13 protein-coding genes are annotated in these 15,071 nt (G+C 66.1%); 9 read left to right on the plus strand and 4 right to left on the minus strand.

The genetic code is table 11. The features are described 5' to 3' along the window. Position 1 precedes the first annotated feature (1 nt). Positions 2–661: a mycothiol-dependent nitroreductase Rv2466c family protein gene (locus ACNQPB_RS11555; RefSeq protein WP_498751761.1), complete on the plus strand. Its 660-nt coding sequence runs from the start codon at positions 2–4 to the stop codon at positions 659–661. A gap of 25 nt (positions 662–686) precedes the next feature. Here ACNQPB_RS11555 and ACNQPB_RS11560 read toward each other — a convergent pair whose 3' ends face one another. Beyond that, on the minus strand, positions 687–1,475 hold the full coding sequence (locus ACNQPB_RS11560) for an SDR family NAD(P)-dependent oxidoreductase (protein WP_498751763.1): 789 nt from the start codon (positions 1,473–1,475) through the stop codon (positions 687–689). A 110-nt stretch (positions 1,476–1,585) separates the two neighbouring features. On the opposite strand from ACNQPB_RS11560, the gene ACNQPB_RS11565 reads away from it, so the two are divergent. Further along, positions 1,586–2,209 carry a TetR/AcrR family transcriptional regulator gene (locus ACNQPB_RS11565; protein WP_498751765.1) on the plus strand — a complete coding sequence of 208 codons (624 nt, stop codon included), beginning with the start codon at positions 1,586–1,588 and terminating at the stop codon, positions 2,207–2,209. Here ACNQPB_RS11565 and ACNQPB_RS11570 read toward each other — a convergent pair. Then, positions 2,202–3,092 (minus strand): DNA-formamidopyrimidine glycosylase family protein, encoded by an 891-nt coding sequence (locus tag ACNQPB_RS11570; RefSeq protein ID WP_498751766.1) that lies wholly within the window; start codon positions 3,090–3,092, stop codon positions 2,202–2,204. The genes ACNQPB_RS11565 and ACNQPB_RS11570 overlap by 8 nt on opposite strands. Positions 3,093–3,517: 425 nt before the next feature. Continuing rightward, positions 3,518–6,136 carry a valine--tRNA ligase gene (gene valS, locus ACNQPB_RS11575; protein WP_498751768.1) on the minus strand — a complete coding sequence of 873 codons (2,619 nt, stop codon included), beginning with the start codon at positions 6,134–6,136 and terminating at the stop codon, positions 3,518–3,520. 62 nt (positions 6,137–6,198) lie between these two features. On the opposite strand from valS, the gene ACNQPB_RS11580 reads away from it, so the two are divergent. The 3 genes from ACNQPB_RS11580 to ACNQPB_RS11590 are packed head-to-tail and all read left to right on the plus strand — an operon-like array spanning position 6,199 to position 7,997. Further along, on the plus strand, positions 6,199–6,594 hold the full coding sequence (locus tag ACNQPB_RS11580) for a DUF488 domain-containing protein (RefSeq protein ID WP_498751770.1): 396 nt from the start codon (positions 6,199–6,201) through the stop codon (positions 6,592–6,594). Further along, positions 6,591–7,229, plus strand: a complete 639-nt coding sequence (locus ACNQPB_RS11585) for a class I SAM-dependent methyltransferase (RefSeq protein WP_498751772.1) — start codon at positions 6,591–6,593, stop codon at positions 7,227–7,229. Before ACNQPB_RS11580 ends, ACNQPB_RS11585 begins: the two co-directional genes overlap by 4 nt. A gap of 9 nt (positions 7,230–7,238) precedes the next feature. After that, positions 7,239–7,997, plus strand: a complete 759-nt coding sequence (locus ACNQPB_RS11590; RefSeq protein WP_498751774.1) for an SDR family oxidoreductase — start codon at positions 7,239–7,241, stop codon at positions 7,995–7,997. A 12-nt stretch (positions 7,998–8,009) separates the two neighbouring features. On the opposite strand, the gene ACNQPB_RS11595 is transcribed toward ACNQPB_RS11590, so the two are convergent. Beyond that, the gene (locus ACNQPB_RS11595; RefSeq protein WP_498751776.1) at positions 8,010–9,029 is read right to left on the minus strand and encodes an endonuclease/exonuclease/phosphatase family protein; all 1,020 of its coding nucleotides are present in this window, start codon (positions 9,027–9,029) and stop codon (positions 8,010–8,012) included. 338 nt (positions 9,030–9,367) lie between these two features. Here ACNQPB_RS11595 and ileS point away from each other — a divergent pair, with 338 nt between their 5' ends. Genes ileS through ndk form a run of 4 tightly spaced genes read left to right on the plus strand, consistent with a single transcriptional unit; the run spans position 9,368 to position 14,953 of the window. Then, the gene (gene ileS, locus ACNQPB_RS11600) at positions 9,368–12,688 is read left to right on the plus strand and encodes an isoleucine--tRNA ligase (RefSeq protein ID WP_498751778.1); all 3,321 of its coding nucleotides are present in this window, start codon (positions 9,368–9,370) and stop codon (positions 12,686–12,688) included. Next, positions 12,685–14,046 (plus strand): bifunctional folylpolyglutamate synthase/dihydrofolate synthase, encoded by a 1,362-nt coding sequence (locus tag ACNQPB_RS11605; RefSeq protein ID WP_498751780.1) that lies wholly within the window; start codon positions 12,685–12,687, stop codon positions 14,044–14,046. The genes ileS and ACNQPB_RS11605 overlap by 4 nt, the downstream gene beginning before the upstream one ends. A 1-nt stretch (position 14,047) precedes the next feature. After that, positions 14,048–14,494, plus strand: coding sequence for a DUF4233 domain-containing protein (locus tag ACNQPB_RS11610; protein ID WP_498751803.1), 447 nt, complete (start codon positions 14,048–14,050; stop codon positions 14,492–14,494). 39 nt (positions 14,495–14,533) lie between these two features. Then, a complete protein-coding gene (gene ndk / locus ACNQPB_RS11615) occupies positions 14,534–14,953 on the plus strand; it encodes a nucleoside-diphosphate kinase (protein WP_498751782.1) in 420 nt (139 codons plus the stop codon). Positions 14,954–15,071: the final 118 nt, after the last annotated feature.

Genomic DNA, 15,071 nt, shown 5'->3' on the forward strand with positions numbered 1-15,071 from the left:
CATGGCTTGTTTATTTCTTCCGTCTTCCTCTCCAAGGAGTACCCCTGTGCCTGAGCAGACCGTCAACAAGGTAGATTTCTGGTTCGACCCGATCTGCCCCTTCGCCTGGGTGACATCGCGCTGGATCGGTGAAGTCGAGGCTGTGCGCGACATCGAAACCACCTGGAACGTCATGAGCCTCTCGGTCCTCAACGAGGGCCGCGATCTTCCCGCTGATTACCGGGCCATGATGGATGACTCCTGGGGGCCGGTGCGTGTCATCATCGCGGCGAAGGAACTGCACGGCAGCGAGTTCATCAAGCCGCTCTACGACGCCATGGGCGAAGAATTCCACCACGAGGGCAACAAGGACCGGGCATCGGTCATCGAAAAGGCACTGGCCCAGACCGGCCTGCCCGCAGAGCTCGCCCGCTTCGCCGATAGCGATGAGTTCGACGGGCAGCTCCGCAGCAGCCATGAAGCGGGAATCTCGCTGGTGGGCCAGGACGTCGGCACGCCGGTGGTCTCCGTGAACGGCACCGCGTTCTTCGGCCCGGTGCTGACCCGCATTCCGCGCGGTGAGGTGGCCGGGCGGATCTGGGATGCCTCGGTGACGCTTGCCGGTTACCCGCATTTCTTCGAGCTGAAGCGCAGCCGTACGGAGAGCCCGGAATTCAACTGACGCCGGATCCTGCCGGGCTGTGGGGCTAGTTCTGTACGGCCCTGCCCGCAATGGCGAGCGAGACGCTGCGCGGCAAACGCTGGGCGATGCCGGCAAGCATCCGGTTTCCAAGGCCTGAGACGACGCTCACCGGGGTCGTGCGGCGGTCCAGGGCGCGCAGGGCAGTGTCGATCACCGCGCTGGCGCTCTGCATCCGGCCGACGGCTGCAGCCTGGGTCCCGAGCACATCGAAAAACTCGGTGCGGGTAGCGCCCGGGCACAGAGCAAGCACACGAAGCCCGGAGTCTTTTGTCTCGTGGGCCACGGCTTCGGTGAAGCTTAGGACAAACGCCTTGCTTGCGCCGTAGACCGCCATCCCGGGCACGGGCTGGAAAGCCGCAGTGCTGGCGACGTTGATCAGTGCACCCCTCCCGGCGGCCAGCATCCCGGGAAGGAATGCCCGTGTGGTTTCGACAAGGGAGGCCACGTTGAGGGAGATCTCCGTTGAGATGACCGCGGGATCTTCCTCGACTAACGGTCCGCTCGTGCCAAATCCAGCGTTGTTGACCAGGGTATCGATGCGGATGCCTTGCCGGGCCAGCTCGTTTCGGATCTCTGTTCCTGCTCCCGCACGGCTCAGGTCTTTCGCGAGCGTAGTCACGGAAACGCCATGTGTGTCGCGCAGCGTGCGGGCCAGCTCCTCGAGCCTGTCGGTCCGCCGGGCCACCAGCACAAGGTTGGCTCCGCGTGCAGCGAACCTTGCGGCAAACTCGGCGCCGAGTCCGGAGCTGGCCCCGGTGATGAGCGCTGTGGTTCCGGTGTAGATCATGGTCATATCGTCCGTTCGGTAGTGCAGCCATTCATGCAGCCACTGATGTAGTCAGTGGCAACATCGTAGGCACCGCCCTCTATGTTGTCAATGGCAACTTTGGCTATACTGCTCCCATGACCAATCTGCCCTACCATCACGGCAGGCTCCGCGAGGCATTGCTCACCCGTGCCGCAGCACTCATTGAAGAGGTGGGAATCGAAGGCCTTTCACTGAGGCAACTCTCACGCGAGCTGGGCGTGAGCCATGCTGCGCCGGGGAGGCATTTCCGTGACAAGCAGGCCCTGCTTGATGCCCTCGCCCTTGATGGCTTCCGCACCATGAACGCTGGAATATTGGCGGCGGCTGAACAGCCAGGAGACTACCGCTCGCGCTTCGTCCGGATCGCGTGGGCTTACGTGGAATTCGCGGTCGCGCACCCGGTCCTGTTGGCCGTGATGCACTCCACCAAGCATGACCCGGATGCGGGCGAGGAACTGCGCAGCATCAGTGAAGAAGGCATAACTGCCGCCCGGGCCATAATTGCGGGCGCGCAGGACGCGGGGGAATTGGCGCCGGGGGATGATGGGAAGCTCGCGCTGGTCTGCTTCGCAAGCGTGCACGGGGCCGCGGTCCTGGCCGCGGGCGACCTCTTGGATGGAACATCGATTGACGCTCTCACGGCGGCGACAACCGAGCTGTTGTGGGCAGGAATGGCTGCGGGCGTTCCTGCATCCGAAATGGTCCGGCCGCCTATTTGAGGAAGCGGGATGTCCGGCGGTCCGCGAGGATCTTTCCGTTCGTCTGGCAGCCCGGGCAGTACTGCAGGGCGGTGTCAGCGAAGGAAACCTCCCGGACCGTGTCCCCGCACACCGGGCAGGTTTGCCCCGCGCGGCCATGCACCCTCATCGTGCTCCGCTTGCTGTCCTTGAGCTCGCCCGGGGCTTTCCCGACGGCGGACTCCACGGCTCCGCCAAGCACCTCGCCGATCGCGGCGAACAATCGGTCCCTGCTGCCGTCGTCGAGCGTTTTCGCTATCGCGAACGGCGAGATCCTGGCGGCGTGGAGGATTTCGTCGCTGTAGGCGTTCCCGATCCCGGCCACCACGCTCTGACTGCGGAGCAGTCCCTTGATCTGCTGGGACGCCGAAAGAATGCCGTCGAAGACCTCCCTGGTGAATTCCGGGGCGAGGGGATCCGGGCCCAGGGACGCGATGCCAGGGATCTCCTGCGGGTCGCGGACGACATAGACCGCGAGGCTCTTCTTGCTGCCGGCTTCGGTGAGGTCGAAAGCCATCTTCGCCGGACCGCCGTCGGAGGCCGCGGACGGCGCAGCGGTGAAGGCGAGGCGCGCCGCGATCGGGCTGGAGCCGAGACGGAGCGGGGCCGGTGAAGGATTCTCGGTGTAGCGCAGCCAGCCGGCCTTGGCGAGGTGGAAGACGAAGTGGACGCCCTCCGTGTCGAGGTCGAGAAACTTGCCAAAGCGCTGAACGCCGACGACGGTTCGTCCCTCCAACGCGGAGTACGGTGGGTCGGCGGTCTTCAGCACCGCGAAGGACGTGATTTGGAGCTTTGTCAGGATGGCTCCGCGCAGCTTCGTGTCGAGGAAGGCGCGCAACCCGGCGACCTCTGGAAGTTCCGGCATGGCTTTACTGTGCCACACCGCGCGCCGGCGTGGTGTCCAATCGGCGTGCCTGCGAGGTCTGAAACAGGTCAGCGGAATTACAGCACAGTAGTTCGCGCCGAGGCCTTGCGCTGCCCATTGGGCGGGTCAAGAATAGAACTTACCCACTTCGAAAGAAGCGGGACGCGGAAACCAAAGATTCAGTGATATGCATCTGACGCAGCCTTCGGCAAAGTCAGAAGCGAGCTAGTTGTGACGAACTAGGAAGACCTGAAATTCCGAGGATTCCGCCAGACTGTCAAGTCGTCACCAGACAGCCGAAAAGTCGAAGCCCCACCAACGGCAAAACGCTGATGGGGCTTCCCCTTTGCCCGGAAACTTCCCGGCTGTCCCGGGCCGGCAGTCCCGGGAGCCTCCCGCAGGAAGCTCCCGGAACAATTCCGGATTTAGCTTTGTGCTTCCTCGGCATGTGCCAGGACCACGTTGCTGACCGTGAGCTCGCCGTCGGCCGACACGAGGGAGAGCTCCCGCGCATTAGCCGCAGCCTTCAAATCGCCCAGGCCGGCCTTGAGCTGTGCCACGAAGGACTCGTTGGCGGAGATCGCGGCAGACAGCACCTCCGTGCGCTGTTTGACCTTCGCCTCGGACTTGGCCTTGCGGATGCCGCTCAGGGCCAGGCCCACGGTGCCGAGCATCGTGGTGTCGCCGTCGGCGATTTCCACCGGAGCCGGCCATGCGGCACGGTGCACCGAACCGGCACGCCACCAGCTCCAGACCTCTTCGGTGGCGAAGGGCAGGAACGGGGCGAACAGGCGGAGCAACGAGTCCAAGGTGGTGGCCAGGGCCGCGAGCACCGAGGCCTGCTCGGCTTCGCCGGCGGCACCGTAGGCGCGGTCCTTGATCAGCTCGACATAGTCGTCGGTGAACTGCCAGAAGAACGTTTCCGCGATCTGCAGTGCGCGGGCGTGGTCGTAGCTGTCGAAGGCCTTGGTGGCCTGCGCAACGACGTCGGCCAGCTGGGCGAGCAGTGCCCGGTCCAGCGGGTTGCTGAGCACCGACAGGTCGCCAGAGAGCACCGAGTTCTCGGTGGCGCCAAGGTTCAGGACGAACTTCGAAGCGTTGAGCAGCTTGATGGCCAGGCGGCGGCCGATCTTCATCTGCGCGATCTCGTAAGCCGTGTCCGCACCGAGCTTCGCCGAAGCAGCCCAGTAGCGCACGGCGTCGGAGCCGAATTCGTTGAGCACATCGGTGGGAACCACCACGTTGCCCTTGGACTTGGACATCTTTTTGCGGTCCGGGTCCAGGATCCAGCCCGAAATCGCGGCGTGTTTCCACGGCGCAATGTCCTGCAGGGCGTCGGCACGCACGGCCGAGGAGAACAGCCAGGTGCGGATGATGTCGTGGCCCTGCGGGCGCAGGTCGAAGGGGAAGACCTTGCCGAAGAGTTCCTCGTCGCGGCTCCAGCCGCCCACGATCTGCGGCGTCAGGGAGGAGGTGGCCCAGGTGTCCAGGACATCGGCGTCGCCGGTGAAGCCGCCCGGCTGCTCGCGCTGCGACTCGTCGTAGCCCGGAGCAGCATCGGCGGCGGGGTCCACGGGGAGCATCGCGTCGGTGGGCAGGATCGGGTTTTCGTACTCCGGGTTGCCCTCAGCGTCCAGCGGGTACCAGACGGGGATCGGCACACCGAAGAAGCGCTGGCGGGAGACGAGCCAGTCGCCGTTCAGGCCGGAGATCCAGTTCTCGTAGCGCGAACGCATGAAGGACGGGTGGAAGTCGATATCGTGGCCGCGGCCGATCAGGCGTTCGCGGCGGTCCTCGTCGCGGCCGCCGTTGCGGATGTACCACTGGCGGGAGGTGACCACTTCGAGGGGCTTGTCGCCCTTTTCGAAGAAGTTCACGGGGTGCATGATCTTCTTCGGTTCGCCGTCCAGCAGGCCGGCCTCGCCGAGCAGTTCCACCACGGCTTCCTTGGCGCTGAACACAGTCTTGCCGGCGATTGCGGCATAGGCTTCGCGGCCGGCGTCGGTGGTGATCCAGTCCGGGGTGTCGGCCACGATGCGGCCGTCGCGGCCGACGATGGCGCGGGTGGGCAGCTGCAGTTCGCGCCACCAGGTGACGTCGGTGAGGTCGCCGAAGGTGCAGACCATGGCGATGCCCGAACCCTTGTCCGCCTTGGCGAGCGGGTGGGCCTTGACCTCAAGCTCGACGCCGAACAAGGGGGAGGTGACAGTCTTGCCGAACAGCGGCTGGTAGCGCTCGTCGTCGGGGTTTGCCACCAGCGCGGCACAGGCTGCCAGCAGTTCCGGGCGGGTGGTCTCGATGAAGATCTTCTCGCCCTCGGCGGTGAAGAACGGGTAGCGGTAGTAGGCGCCGGGCATTTCCCGGTCTTCCAGCTCGGCCTGCGCGACGGCGGTGCGGAACGTGACGTCCCACAGGGTCGGTGCCTCGGCCATGTACGCGTCGCCTGAGGCCAGGTTCGCCAGGAAGGCGCGCTGGGACACTGCACGGGAGGTGTCATCGATGGTGCGGTAGGTGAGGTTCCAGTCCACGGAAAGGCCGAGGGTCTGGAACAGGTTCTCGAAGACCTTCTCATCCTCGACCGCGAGCTCTTCACAGAGTTCGATAAAGTTCCGGCGCGAAATCACATCAAAGTCGCGCTGGTTCTTCGCCGGGGTAGCCGGCGGGCGGTAGTCGGCGTTGTAGGGGATGGCCGGATCGCAGCGGACGCCGTAGTAGTTCTGGACGCGACGCTCGGTGGGGAGGCCGTTGTCGTCCCAGCCCATGGGGTAGAAGACGTTCTTGCCGCGCATGCGCTGGTAGCGGGCGACGACGTCGGTGTGGGTGAAGGAGAACATGTGGCCCACGTGGAGGGATCCCGACGCGGTGGGCGGGGGAGTGTCGATCGAATAGACCGCTTCACGGGTGGTGTCCGGGTTGAACTTGTAGGTGCCGTCCTCGAGCCAGCGCTGGGTGAGGGCCGTCTCCAGGCCTTCCAGGGCCGGCTTGTCCGGAACGTTGATGGGAGCGGGGGCGGGCGTGTCTGTACCCTGCGTTGATTCAGCCATGGGGTCAATTGTTTCATCAAACTTCAGTGCAAGTTGCACCGAGTTGCACTAGCATCCGGCGCATGGCTGAACTCAAGAAGATTTTCGTGACCAAACGCATCTATGACGAAGCCTCCGACGACGACGGTTGCCGGGTTTTGGTGGACCGCCTCTGGCCGCGCGGGGTGAGCAAGGAGCGGGCCGGCTTGGACCTGTGGCTGAAGGAGATTGCCCCTTCAACGCCCCTCCGTACGGAGTTCGCGCACATGCAGGAGCGTTTCGCAGATTTCCGGACGGCGTACCTGGCCGAACTGGAACAGAACCCCGCCGTGGACACCCTGATGGAACTGGCACGGAAGCATCCCAGGGTGACCTTGCTGTACGCGGCCCGGGACCCTGAGGTCAACCACGCCCGGGTCCTTCTCGAGTACCTCGCGGATTCCGGACGTGGGCAAACGCACGGAAAGGCCAGCCAGTGACGCCGCAGCATCCCCGATTCGCCCGCGCCTACGCACGGGCAGTGCAGCACATGGACCAACGCGGCGCCGGCGAGCACCGTCGCGAACTCCTGGCCGGCCTGCACGGATCCGTCATCGAGGTCGGCGCAGGAGAAGGCTCATCATTTGCCTATTACCCGGACGCCGTCCAAAGTGTGTTGGCCGTGGAACCTGACGACTACCTCAGGAAGATCGCGTCCGAAAAGGGGCGAGAGGCCCCCGTCTCCGTCCAGGTTCTCCCCGGGACGGCTGAGGAGATCCCCGCGCCGGACCAAAGCGCGGATGCCGTCGTCGTCAGTCTTGTCCTGTGCAGCGTTCCGGAGCAGGCTGCCGCGCTCGCCGAAATCCGCCGGGTCCTTCGTCCTGGAGGGACGCTGGCCTTCTATGAACACGTGCGCTCCAGCCGCAGGTTCGCAGCTGCCGTGGAAGATTTCGTGAGCCCGGCCTGGCAGCTAATGGCCGGTGGATGCCATCCCAACAGGGACACCTTGGAGGCCATTGTGGAAGCCGGGTTCAAGGTCGTGGACAACCGGCGTTTCAGCTTCGCTGCTGCCCGCCTGGCACCGCCGTTCGACCATATCCTGGGCCACGCGATCGGCCCGGGCAAAGCGGGTTAGTGTGGTGCCATGACTGAGGAAGCACAGACGAAGACCGCGGTAGTGACCGGAGCCAGCACGGGCATCGGGGAGGCGACGGTGCGCGCGCTGACCGCCGACGGCTGGAAGGTCTATGCGGTGGCCCGCCGTGCGGAGCGGCTCTCCGCACTGGCCGATGAAACGGGCGCAGTAGCGGTCCCGGCGGACATCAGCAACGACGAAGACGTCGACATCCTGCTCCGCCTGGTGGAACGGCACGGCGGGGTGGACACCCTGATCAACATCGCCGGCGGCGCCCGGGGTGCGGATACCCTGGCCAACGCCCGGACCGACGACTGGGAATGGATGTACCAGGTCAACGTGCTGGGCACCATGAAGATGATCCGGGCCTTCCTGCCCATGCTCCGCAGCAACGGCGAAGGCACCATCCTGAACCTGACCTCCACCGCGGCTCTGGCGGCTTACGAAGGCGGCGGCGGCTACAACGCGGCCAAGTACGCCCAGCACGCACTCACCGGTGCGCTCCGTCTTGAGGAAGCCGAAAACAATGTCCGCGTGATCGAGGTGGCCCCGGGCCTGGTGTACACCGAGGAATTCGCCCTGAACCGCCTCGGCAGCGCCGAAGCCGCAGCGAAGGTCTACGCCGGCGTCGAGAAGCCGCTGCTCGCCGAAGACGTGGCCGAGGTGGTCCGCTACGCGGTGTCCGTACCGCACCACATCAACCTGGACCACATCACCGTACGGCCCGTGGCACAGGCCGCCAACCACAAGCTCATCCGCAAGGGCTGAGGCACGGTGCGGCTAACGCGCCGCCGGAACCGCGAGGGTTGCGATGACGGCTGCGTGGTCGCTGCCCGGAATCCGGTGGACTGAGTAGCCCGTGGTGTCGATCTCCGGCGTGGTGACGACATGGTCCAGGACCACGCCAGGCAGCTTCATCCCTTCCATGGGCCAGGTGGGGACCAGACGGCTGTTGTTAGCGATCCCGGCATCCACCAGCTTGCGCCCGTCAGCGCCGCCGGCGAGGGGTCCGTCCAGGAGTTGCCGGAACTCACGGTGGTCGTACCCGGCGTTGAAGTCGCCCAGCAGCACCCGCAGGCCGGGCTTGGACCCAAGCCGCCCCACGGCCGCGAGGTCGTGCCGCCACTGGGCGATCCGGGAACCCAAGGGTGGCATCGTGTGCACATTCGTCACCTCGAAAATGGCTGACAAACCGCCAGCCTTCGCCACGACCCGGACGGTCGGCATGTGGAACGGTGTGTCCGGAAGCAGACCTGCCGCCTCCAAGGGATAGACGGAATACACGGCGCTGCCGGCCCGGTCATCCGTCGGGCTGCTGATCCGGTGTGGCAGCAGCGTCTCCAGGCCGGCCCGGTCCAGTGCCCCTTCAAGGGACGCGGAGTGTTCCTGGACTGCCAGCAGCTTCACGCCGTGATCCCGGACCAGGCGGACCACCTCCGCCGCGTCCGCTTGCCCGTATTTGGAGTTGATGCTCATCACAGGCAGCTCCACCGCGTCTGCCGCGCGGGGCAGGGGCCGGCCGAAATCCAGCGGGAACAGCCAGAAGATCTGTACCAGGAACAGCACCAATGCGGCAGCGGCGAGCCACTTGCGCCGGCTGAACAGTCCCAGCCCTGCCGCCACGGCTGCCGGAAGAACCACCCACGGCGTGAACGCCAGCAACTGGACCACCGGCGTCGGCCATTCCACGGGGAGCGCACGGAACAACGACAGCACTGCCACGGGAAGGACCGCCAGCACGGCAACGGCGAATACGGTGCGGCGCCGGGAGCGGGGCTTCGGGCTTGCAGTAGGGGGCATGAGCCCGAGTCTAGACAGCCGTCCCGTGAGACACCTACGCCAGGAGCGGGCGTCCAGGTGGAGGCCGGTGTCCGGCTGCCGCTAGACTTGTGGCACAAGCATCGACCCGGCCATCACCGGTGAGCTTCCGGAAGAACACTCCCGCCCGCGGGGGCAAGTAGAACCGGACGGGTAAGCCCGACACAGCAGCAATGAGCGGCCGACGCCGGTCCCTCCGCAGGAGGGCAGGCGACGGTAAGTGAGGTGGTACCGCGGTACCGGTGCAGCGCAAGCGGCACGGGCGCCGTCCTCGCATCCTGACAGACAAACAGTCCCACCAGCTCAGACCAGGATTCGAGATGACTTTTTATCCCAAGGCCGCGACGGCCTCTTCCGGTGACGGCACTGCCGCCGGTGTTTCCGCTTCTGTGAAGTTCCCGGAGATCGAAGAGCGCATCCTCAAGTACTGGGATGAGGACGGGACGTTCCAGGCCAGCATCGATGCACGTGACCGCGACCTTCCCGGCGGGACCCCCGGCAGCAACGAATTCGTCTTCTACGACGGCCCGCCCTTCGCCAACGGACTGCCGCACTACGGCCACCTGCTCACCGGTTACGCCAAGGACCTGGTGGGCCGCTACCAGACCCAGCGCGGCAAGCGCGTCGAACGCCGCTTCGGCTGGGACACCCACGGCCTGCCCGCCGAACTGGAAGCCATGAAGCAGCTCGGCATGACGGACAAGACCCAGATCGAAGCCATGGGCATCGACAAGTTCAACGACGCCTGCCGCGCCTCCGTGATGAAGTACGCCAACGAGTGGAAGGCCTACGTCACCCGCCAGGCCCGCTGGGTGGACTTCGAGAACGACTACAAGACCCTCAACGTCGAGTACATGGAGTCCGTGCTCTGGGCCTTCAAGCAACTGCACGAGAAGGGCCTCACCTACAACGGTTACCGCGTGCTGCCGTACTGCTGGAAGGACGAGACGCCGCTGTCCAACCATGAGCTGCGCATGGACGACGACGTCTACAAGAACCGCCAGGACCAGACCGTCACCGTGACTTTCCCCGTCAAGGCGGGGGAGTCGGAGCTCTCGAAGGCGCTCGCGGGCGTCCAGGCGCTCGCCTGGACCACCACGCCCTGGACGCTGCCCACCAACCTGGCGCTCGCCGTCGGGCCGGAGATCTCCTACGCCGTGGTGCCGGCCGGCCCGAACGGCGTGAAGGCCGCTTCGGAGGAGGCGCCGGTCACCGGCCGCTTCCTGCTGGCCGCCGATCTGCTTGGTTCGTACGCCAAGGACCTCGGATACGACGACGCGGCTGCCGCCTCGGCGGCGGTTGAGGCCACCTACGCGGGCGCCGAGCTCGCCGGGCTGGAGTATGAGCCGTTGTGGAACGACTTCGCCGACGCCGAGAAGTACGGTACGCAGAACGCCTGGCGGTTCCTCGTGGCCGATTACGTCACCACCAGCGACGGCACCGGCATCGTCCACCAGGCCCCGGCCTACGGTGAAGACGACCAGAAAGTCTGTGAAGACGCCGGCATACCAGTGGTGCTCTCCGTGGACGAGGGCGCGAAGTTCCTGCCGCTGTTCTCGCACGGCGAGCTTGCCGGAATCGTGGGCCTGCAGGTCTTCGAAGCCAACAAGCCCATCACCCAGGTGCTGCGCGCCGACGGCCGCCTGGTCCGCCAGGCCAGCTACGAGCACAGCTATCCGCATTGCTGGCGCTGCCGCAACCCGCTGATCTACCGCGCGGTTTCCTCGTGGTACGTGGAGGTCACCAAGTTCAAGGACCGGATGTCCGAGCTGAACCAGGAGATCAACTGGATCCCCGGCAACGTCAAGGAGGGCCAGTTCGGCAAGTGGCTGGAAAACGCCCGCGACTGGTCGATCAGCCGTAACCGGTACTGGGGTTCCCCGATCCCCGTCTGGCAGTCCGACGATCCCGAGTACCCGCGTACCGACGTCTACGGTTCGCTGGCGGACCTCGAGGCCGACTTCGGCCGCCTGCCCGTGAACAACGAGGGCCAGGTGGACCTGCACCGCCCGTTCATCGACGAGCTGACCCGGCCAAACCCGGACGACCCGACGGGCAAGTCCACCATGCGCCGCGTGGAAGACGTGCTCGACGTCTGGTTCGACTCCGGGTCCATGCCGTACGGCCAGGTGCACTACCCGTTCGAGAACGGGGATTGGTTCGACACCCACAACCCGGCGGACTTCATCGTGGAATACATCGGGCAGACGCGCGGCTGGTTCTACATGCTGCACATCCTGTCCACCGCGCTCTTCGACCGTCCGGCGTTCCGCAACGTCATCAGCCACGGCATCGTGCTTGGCTCGGACGGACAGAAGATGTCCAAGTCGCTGCGCAACTACCCGGACGTCTCCGAGGTCCTGGACCGCGACGGCTCCGACGCCATGCGCTGGTTCCTGATGTCCAGCCCCATCCTGCGCGGCGGCAACCTGATTGTCACCGAACAGGGCATCCGCGACGGCGTGCGCCAGGTGATCCTGCCGCTGTGGAACGTGTACAGCTTCTTCACCCTGTACACCAATGCCGCGAACGGCGGCGCCGGCTACGACGCCACGCTGCGCTACGACGGCTACGCCGACGAACTGGACCAGTACCTGCTGGCCAACACCGGCGACCTGGTGCGCTCGGTGACCGCCAGCCTGGACAGCTACGACATTTCCGGCGCCTGCGACGAACTGCGCAGCTACCTGGACATGCTCACGAACTGGTACGTGCGCCGCAGCCGCCAGCGCTTCTTCGACGAGAACACTGACGCCTTCGATGCCCTTTACACGGCGCTTGAAGCCGTGTGCCGCGTGGCCGCGTCCTTGCTGCCGCTGGTCACCGAGGAGATCTGGCGCGGCCTGACCGGCGGCCGCTCCGTGCACCTGGCCGACTGGCCGGACCCTGCGCTGTTCCCGGCCAAGCCGGAGCTCGTGGCCGCGATGGACCGTGTGCAGCAGATCTGCTCCACCGGCTCGTCCCTGCGCAAGGCTGCCAAGCTGCGCGTCCGCCTGCCCCTGCAGGAACTGACCGTTGTGGCACCCGGCGCAGACGCGCTGGAAGGGTTTGCCGCCGTCGTCGCCGATGAACTGAACCTGCGCTCGGTCCGGCTCCTTGACGCCGCAGCCGCCTCGCCGGAAGAGTTCGGCATCGAACAGAAGCTCGTGGTCAACGCCCGGGCCGCCGGCCCGCGCCTGGGCAAGAACGTCCAGCAGGCCATCAAAGGCTCCAAGTCAGGCGACTGGTCGGTCAGCGACGCCGGAGTGGTCACCGCCGGCGGTCTTGAGCTTGAGCCGCAGGAGTACACCTTGGAAACCGTGGTGGCGGAATCGGCCGACGGCGGTGCTGCCGCCAGCAAGGCTGTCGCGATGCTCCCGGGCGGCGGCTTCGTGGTGCTGAACACCGAGGTCACGCCGGAGCTGGAAGCCGAAGGACTGGCCCGCGACATGGTCCGTGCCATCCAGCAGGCCCGAAAGGACGCCGGATTGAATGTCAGCGACAGGATCCGCACCACCGTGCAGGCGGGCCAGGACGTGCTGGACGCACTGTCGGCCAACGCCGAACTGGTGAAGGGCGAAACGCTGTCCTTGGAATTGGAAACCGTGCTCACAGCTGACGCTGAGGAGCCGGCCGTGACTGTAGCGAAGGTGGATGCATGAGCGACGAATTCTCGGTAGAGAGCGTCTACGCCGAACTCCTGGGCCGGGCCCCGGAAAACAAGATGGAACCCCGGCTGGCCCCGTTGTTCCGGGCCATGGACGTTCTGGGGGAGCCCAACAAGGCGTTCCCGATCATCCACATCACCGGAACCAACGGCAAGACCTCCACGGCACGCATGATCGAGCGCGGGCTCATCGCCCACGGGCTGAGCACCGGCCGCTACACCAGCCCGCACCTGTCCAAGGTGACCGAGCGCATCAGCATCAACGGCGAACCGGTGGACGATGCCACGTTCGTGCGTATCTGGGATGAGATCCGGCCGTACCTGGAGATCGTGGACAAGGAACTCGTCGCGGAGGGCCAGCCCCGGCTGACCTACTTCGAATGCCTCACGATCCTGGGCTTCGCGGTCTTCGCGGACCAGCCCGTGGACGTGGCCGTGATCGAGGTCGGCCTTGGCGGCATCACCGACGCCACCAATGTGGGCGACGGCCAGGTCTCCGTGGTCACCCCGATCTCGCTGGACCACACCGACCTGCTGGGCGACACGACGGCGGACATCGCCCAGGAGAAGTCCGGCATCATCAAACCCGGCGGCTTCCTGGTCAGCGCCGTCCAGCCGGTGGACGCCGCACAGGTGCTCCTGGACAAGGCCCGCGAGCTGGAGGTGCCGTTCCGCTTCGAAGGCGTCGAGTTCGGCGTCGAATCACGCAGTGTCGCCGTCGGCGGCCAGGTGCTGACCATCCAGGGCCTCGCCGGCCGCTACGAGGACATCCTGCTGCCGCTGCACGGCGCCCACCAGGCCGAGAATGCGGCCGTCGCAGTTGCCGCGCTGGAGGCGTTCTTCGGCGGCGGAGAGAAAGAGCTCGACGGCGAGGTCTTGCGTGAGGCTTTCGGCAAGGTCACGTCGCCGGGCCGTCTGGAGGTTGTCCGCACCGCGCCGACCATCATCGTCGACGCCGGACACAACCCGGACGGCATCAGGGTCTCCGCCGAAGCCATCCACGAGGCATTCAACTTCAGCAAGCTCGTGGTGGTGATCGGCGTGCTGCGGGAAAAGGACGCCGAGGAAATCCTGCGCCAGCTCAAGGAATCCCTGGGCGACCTCGCCGACGAATTCTGCTTCACGCAGTCCAACTCGCCCCGTGCCATCCCGGCCGCGGAACTCGCGGAACTCGCCGTGGACCTTGGCTTCGGCGAAGAGAACGTGCACATCGCCGAGAGCCTTGACGACGCCATCGAGTGGGCCGTCGAACGTTCCGAGGCCAATGACGACCTGGCCGGCGGCGTCCTCATCACCGGTTCCATCACCGTGGTGGCCGAAGCCCGGATCCTCCTCGGAAAGACCGGTGCCTGAGATGGCGAAACTCACCAAGGCCCAGCGCGAATGGCGCCCGGGCATGCCGAAGAAGCGGCGCTCCACCAAGGTCATGTTCGCGTCCACGGTGCTGCTTCTCGAAGCCTTCGTGGCGTTCTTCGCCACCCTGGCGGTGTTCGGGCTCAAGCGCGGCGAAGTGCCGCCGGCACTGATCATGGGCTTCGGCATCGCCCTGAGCGTGGTGCTGGTCCTCGCCTGCGCGGTACTCAGCAGGCCGTGGGGGATCGGACTCGGCTGGGCCTTGCAGATCGTGCTGATCCTCACCGGTTTCGCGGAGCCGATGATGTTCATCGTCGGCGTGCTGTTCGCAGCCTGCTGGTGGTACGGCATCCGCGCCGGGATGCGGATCGACCGCGAGAATGCCCAGCGGGACCGGGAACAGGCGGACTGGGAGGCCGAGCACGGTACGGGCGGCCAAACCCCGTAAACTGGCAGGGAAACCCACCACCACCGCATTGGAGCAACTGTGAGCATCGAGCGCACCCTCGTCCTGATCAAGCCCGACGGCGTCGCCCGCAACCTCAGCGGCAGCATCCTGGCCCGCGTCGAAGCCAAGGGGTATGCCCTGGCCGAACTCAAGAAGGTCAACGCCAGCCGTGAACTGCTGGAGCAGCACTACGAGGAGCACGTCGGCAAGCCCTTCTACGAGCCGCTGGTCGAGTTCATGCTCAGCGGCCCCGTGGTCGCCGCGATCTTCGAAGGCCACCGCGTGATCGAAGGCTTCCGTTCCCTGGCCGGCACCACCGACCCGACGACGGCGGCCCCCGGCACCATCCGCGGCGACTTCGGCCGGGACTGGGGCCTGGCAGTCCAGCAGAACCTGGTCCACGGCTCGGATTCCGTGGAATCCGCAGAGCGGGAGATCAAGATCTGGTTCCAGGACTAACCGCCCCGAGCCAGTCCGCATAGCGCGAACGTACAGCTGTGGGGGCGGGCGGCGCGGCGGGCGGGGGGGCCCCCGGGGGGGGGGCGGAGGGTCGGGGGGGGGGGTTGGGGGGGGGGGG

This window comes from Curtobacterium sp. LFS079 (assembly GCF_047977865.1).
Classification (GTDB): domain Bacteria; phylum Actinomycetota; class Actinomycetes; order Actinomycetales; family Micrococcaceae; genus Arthrobacter.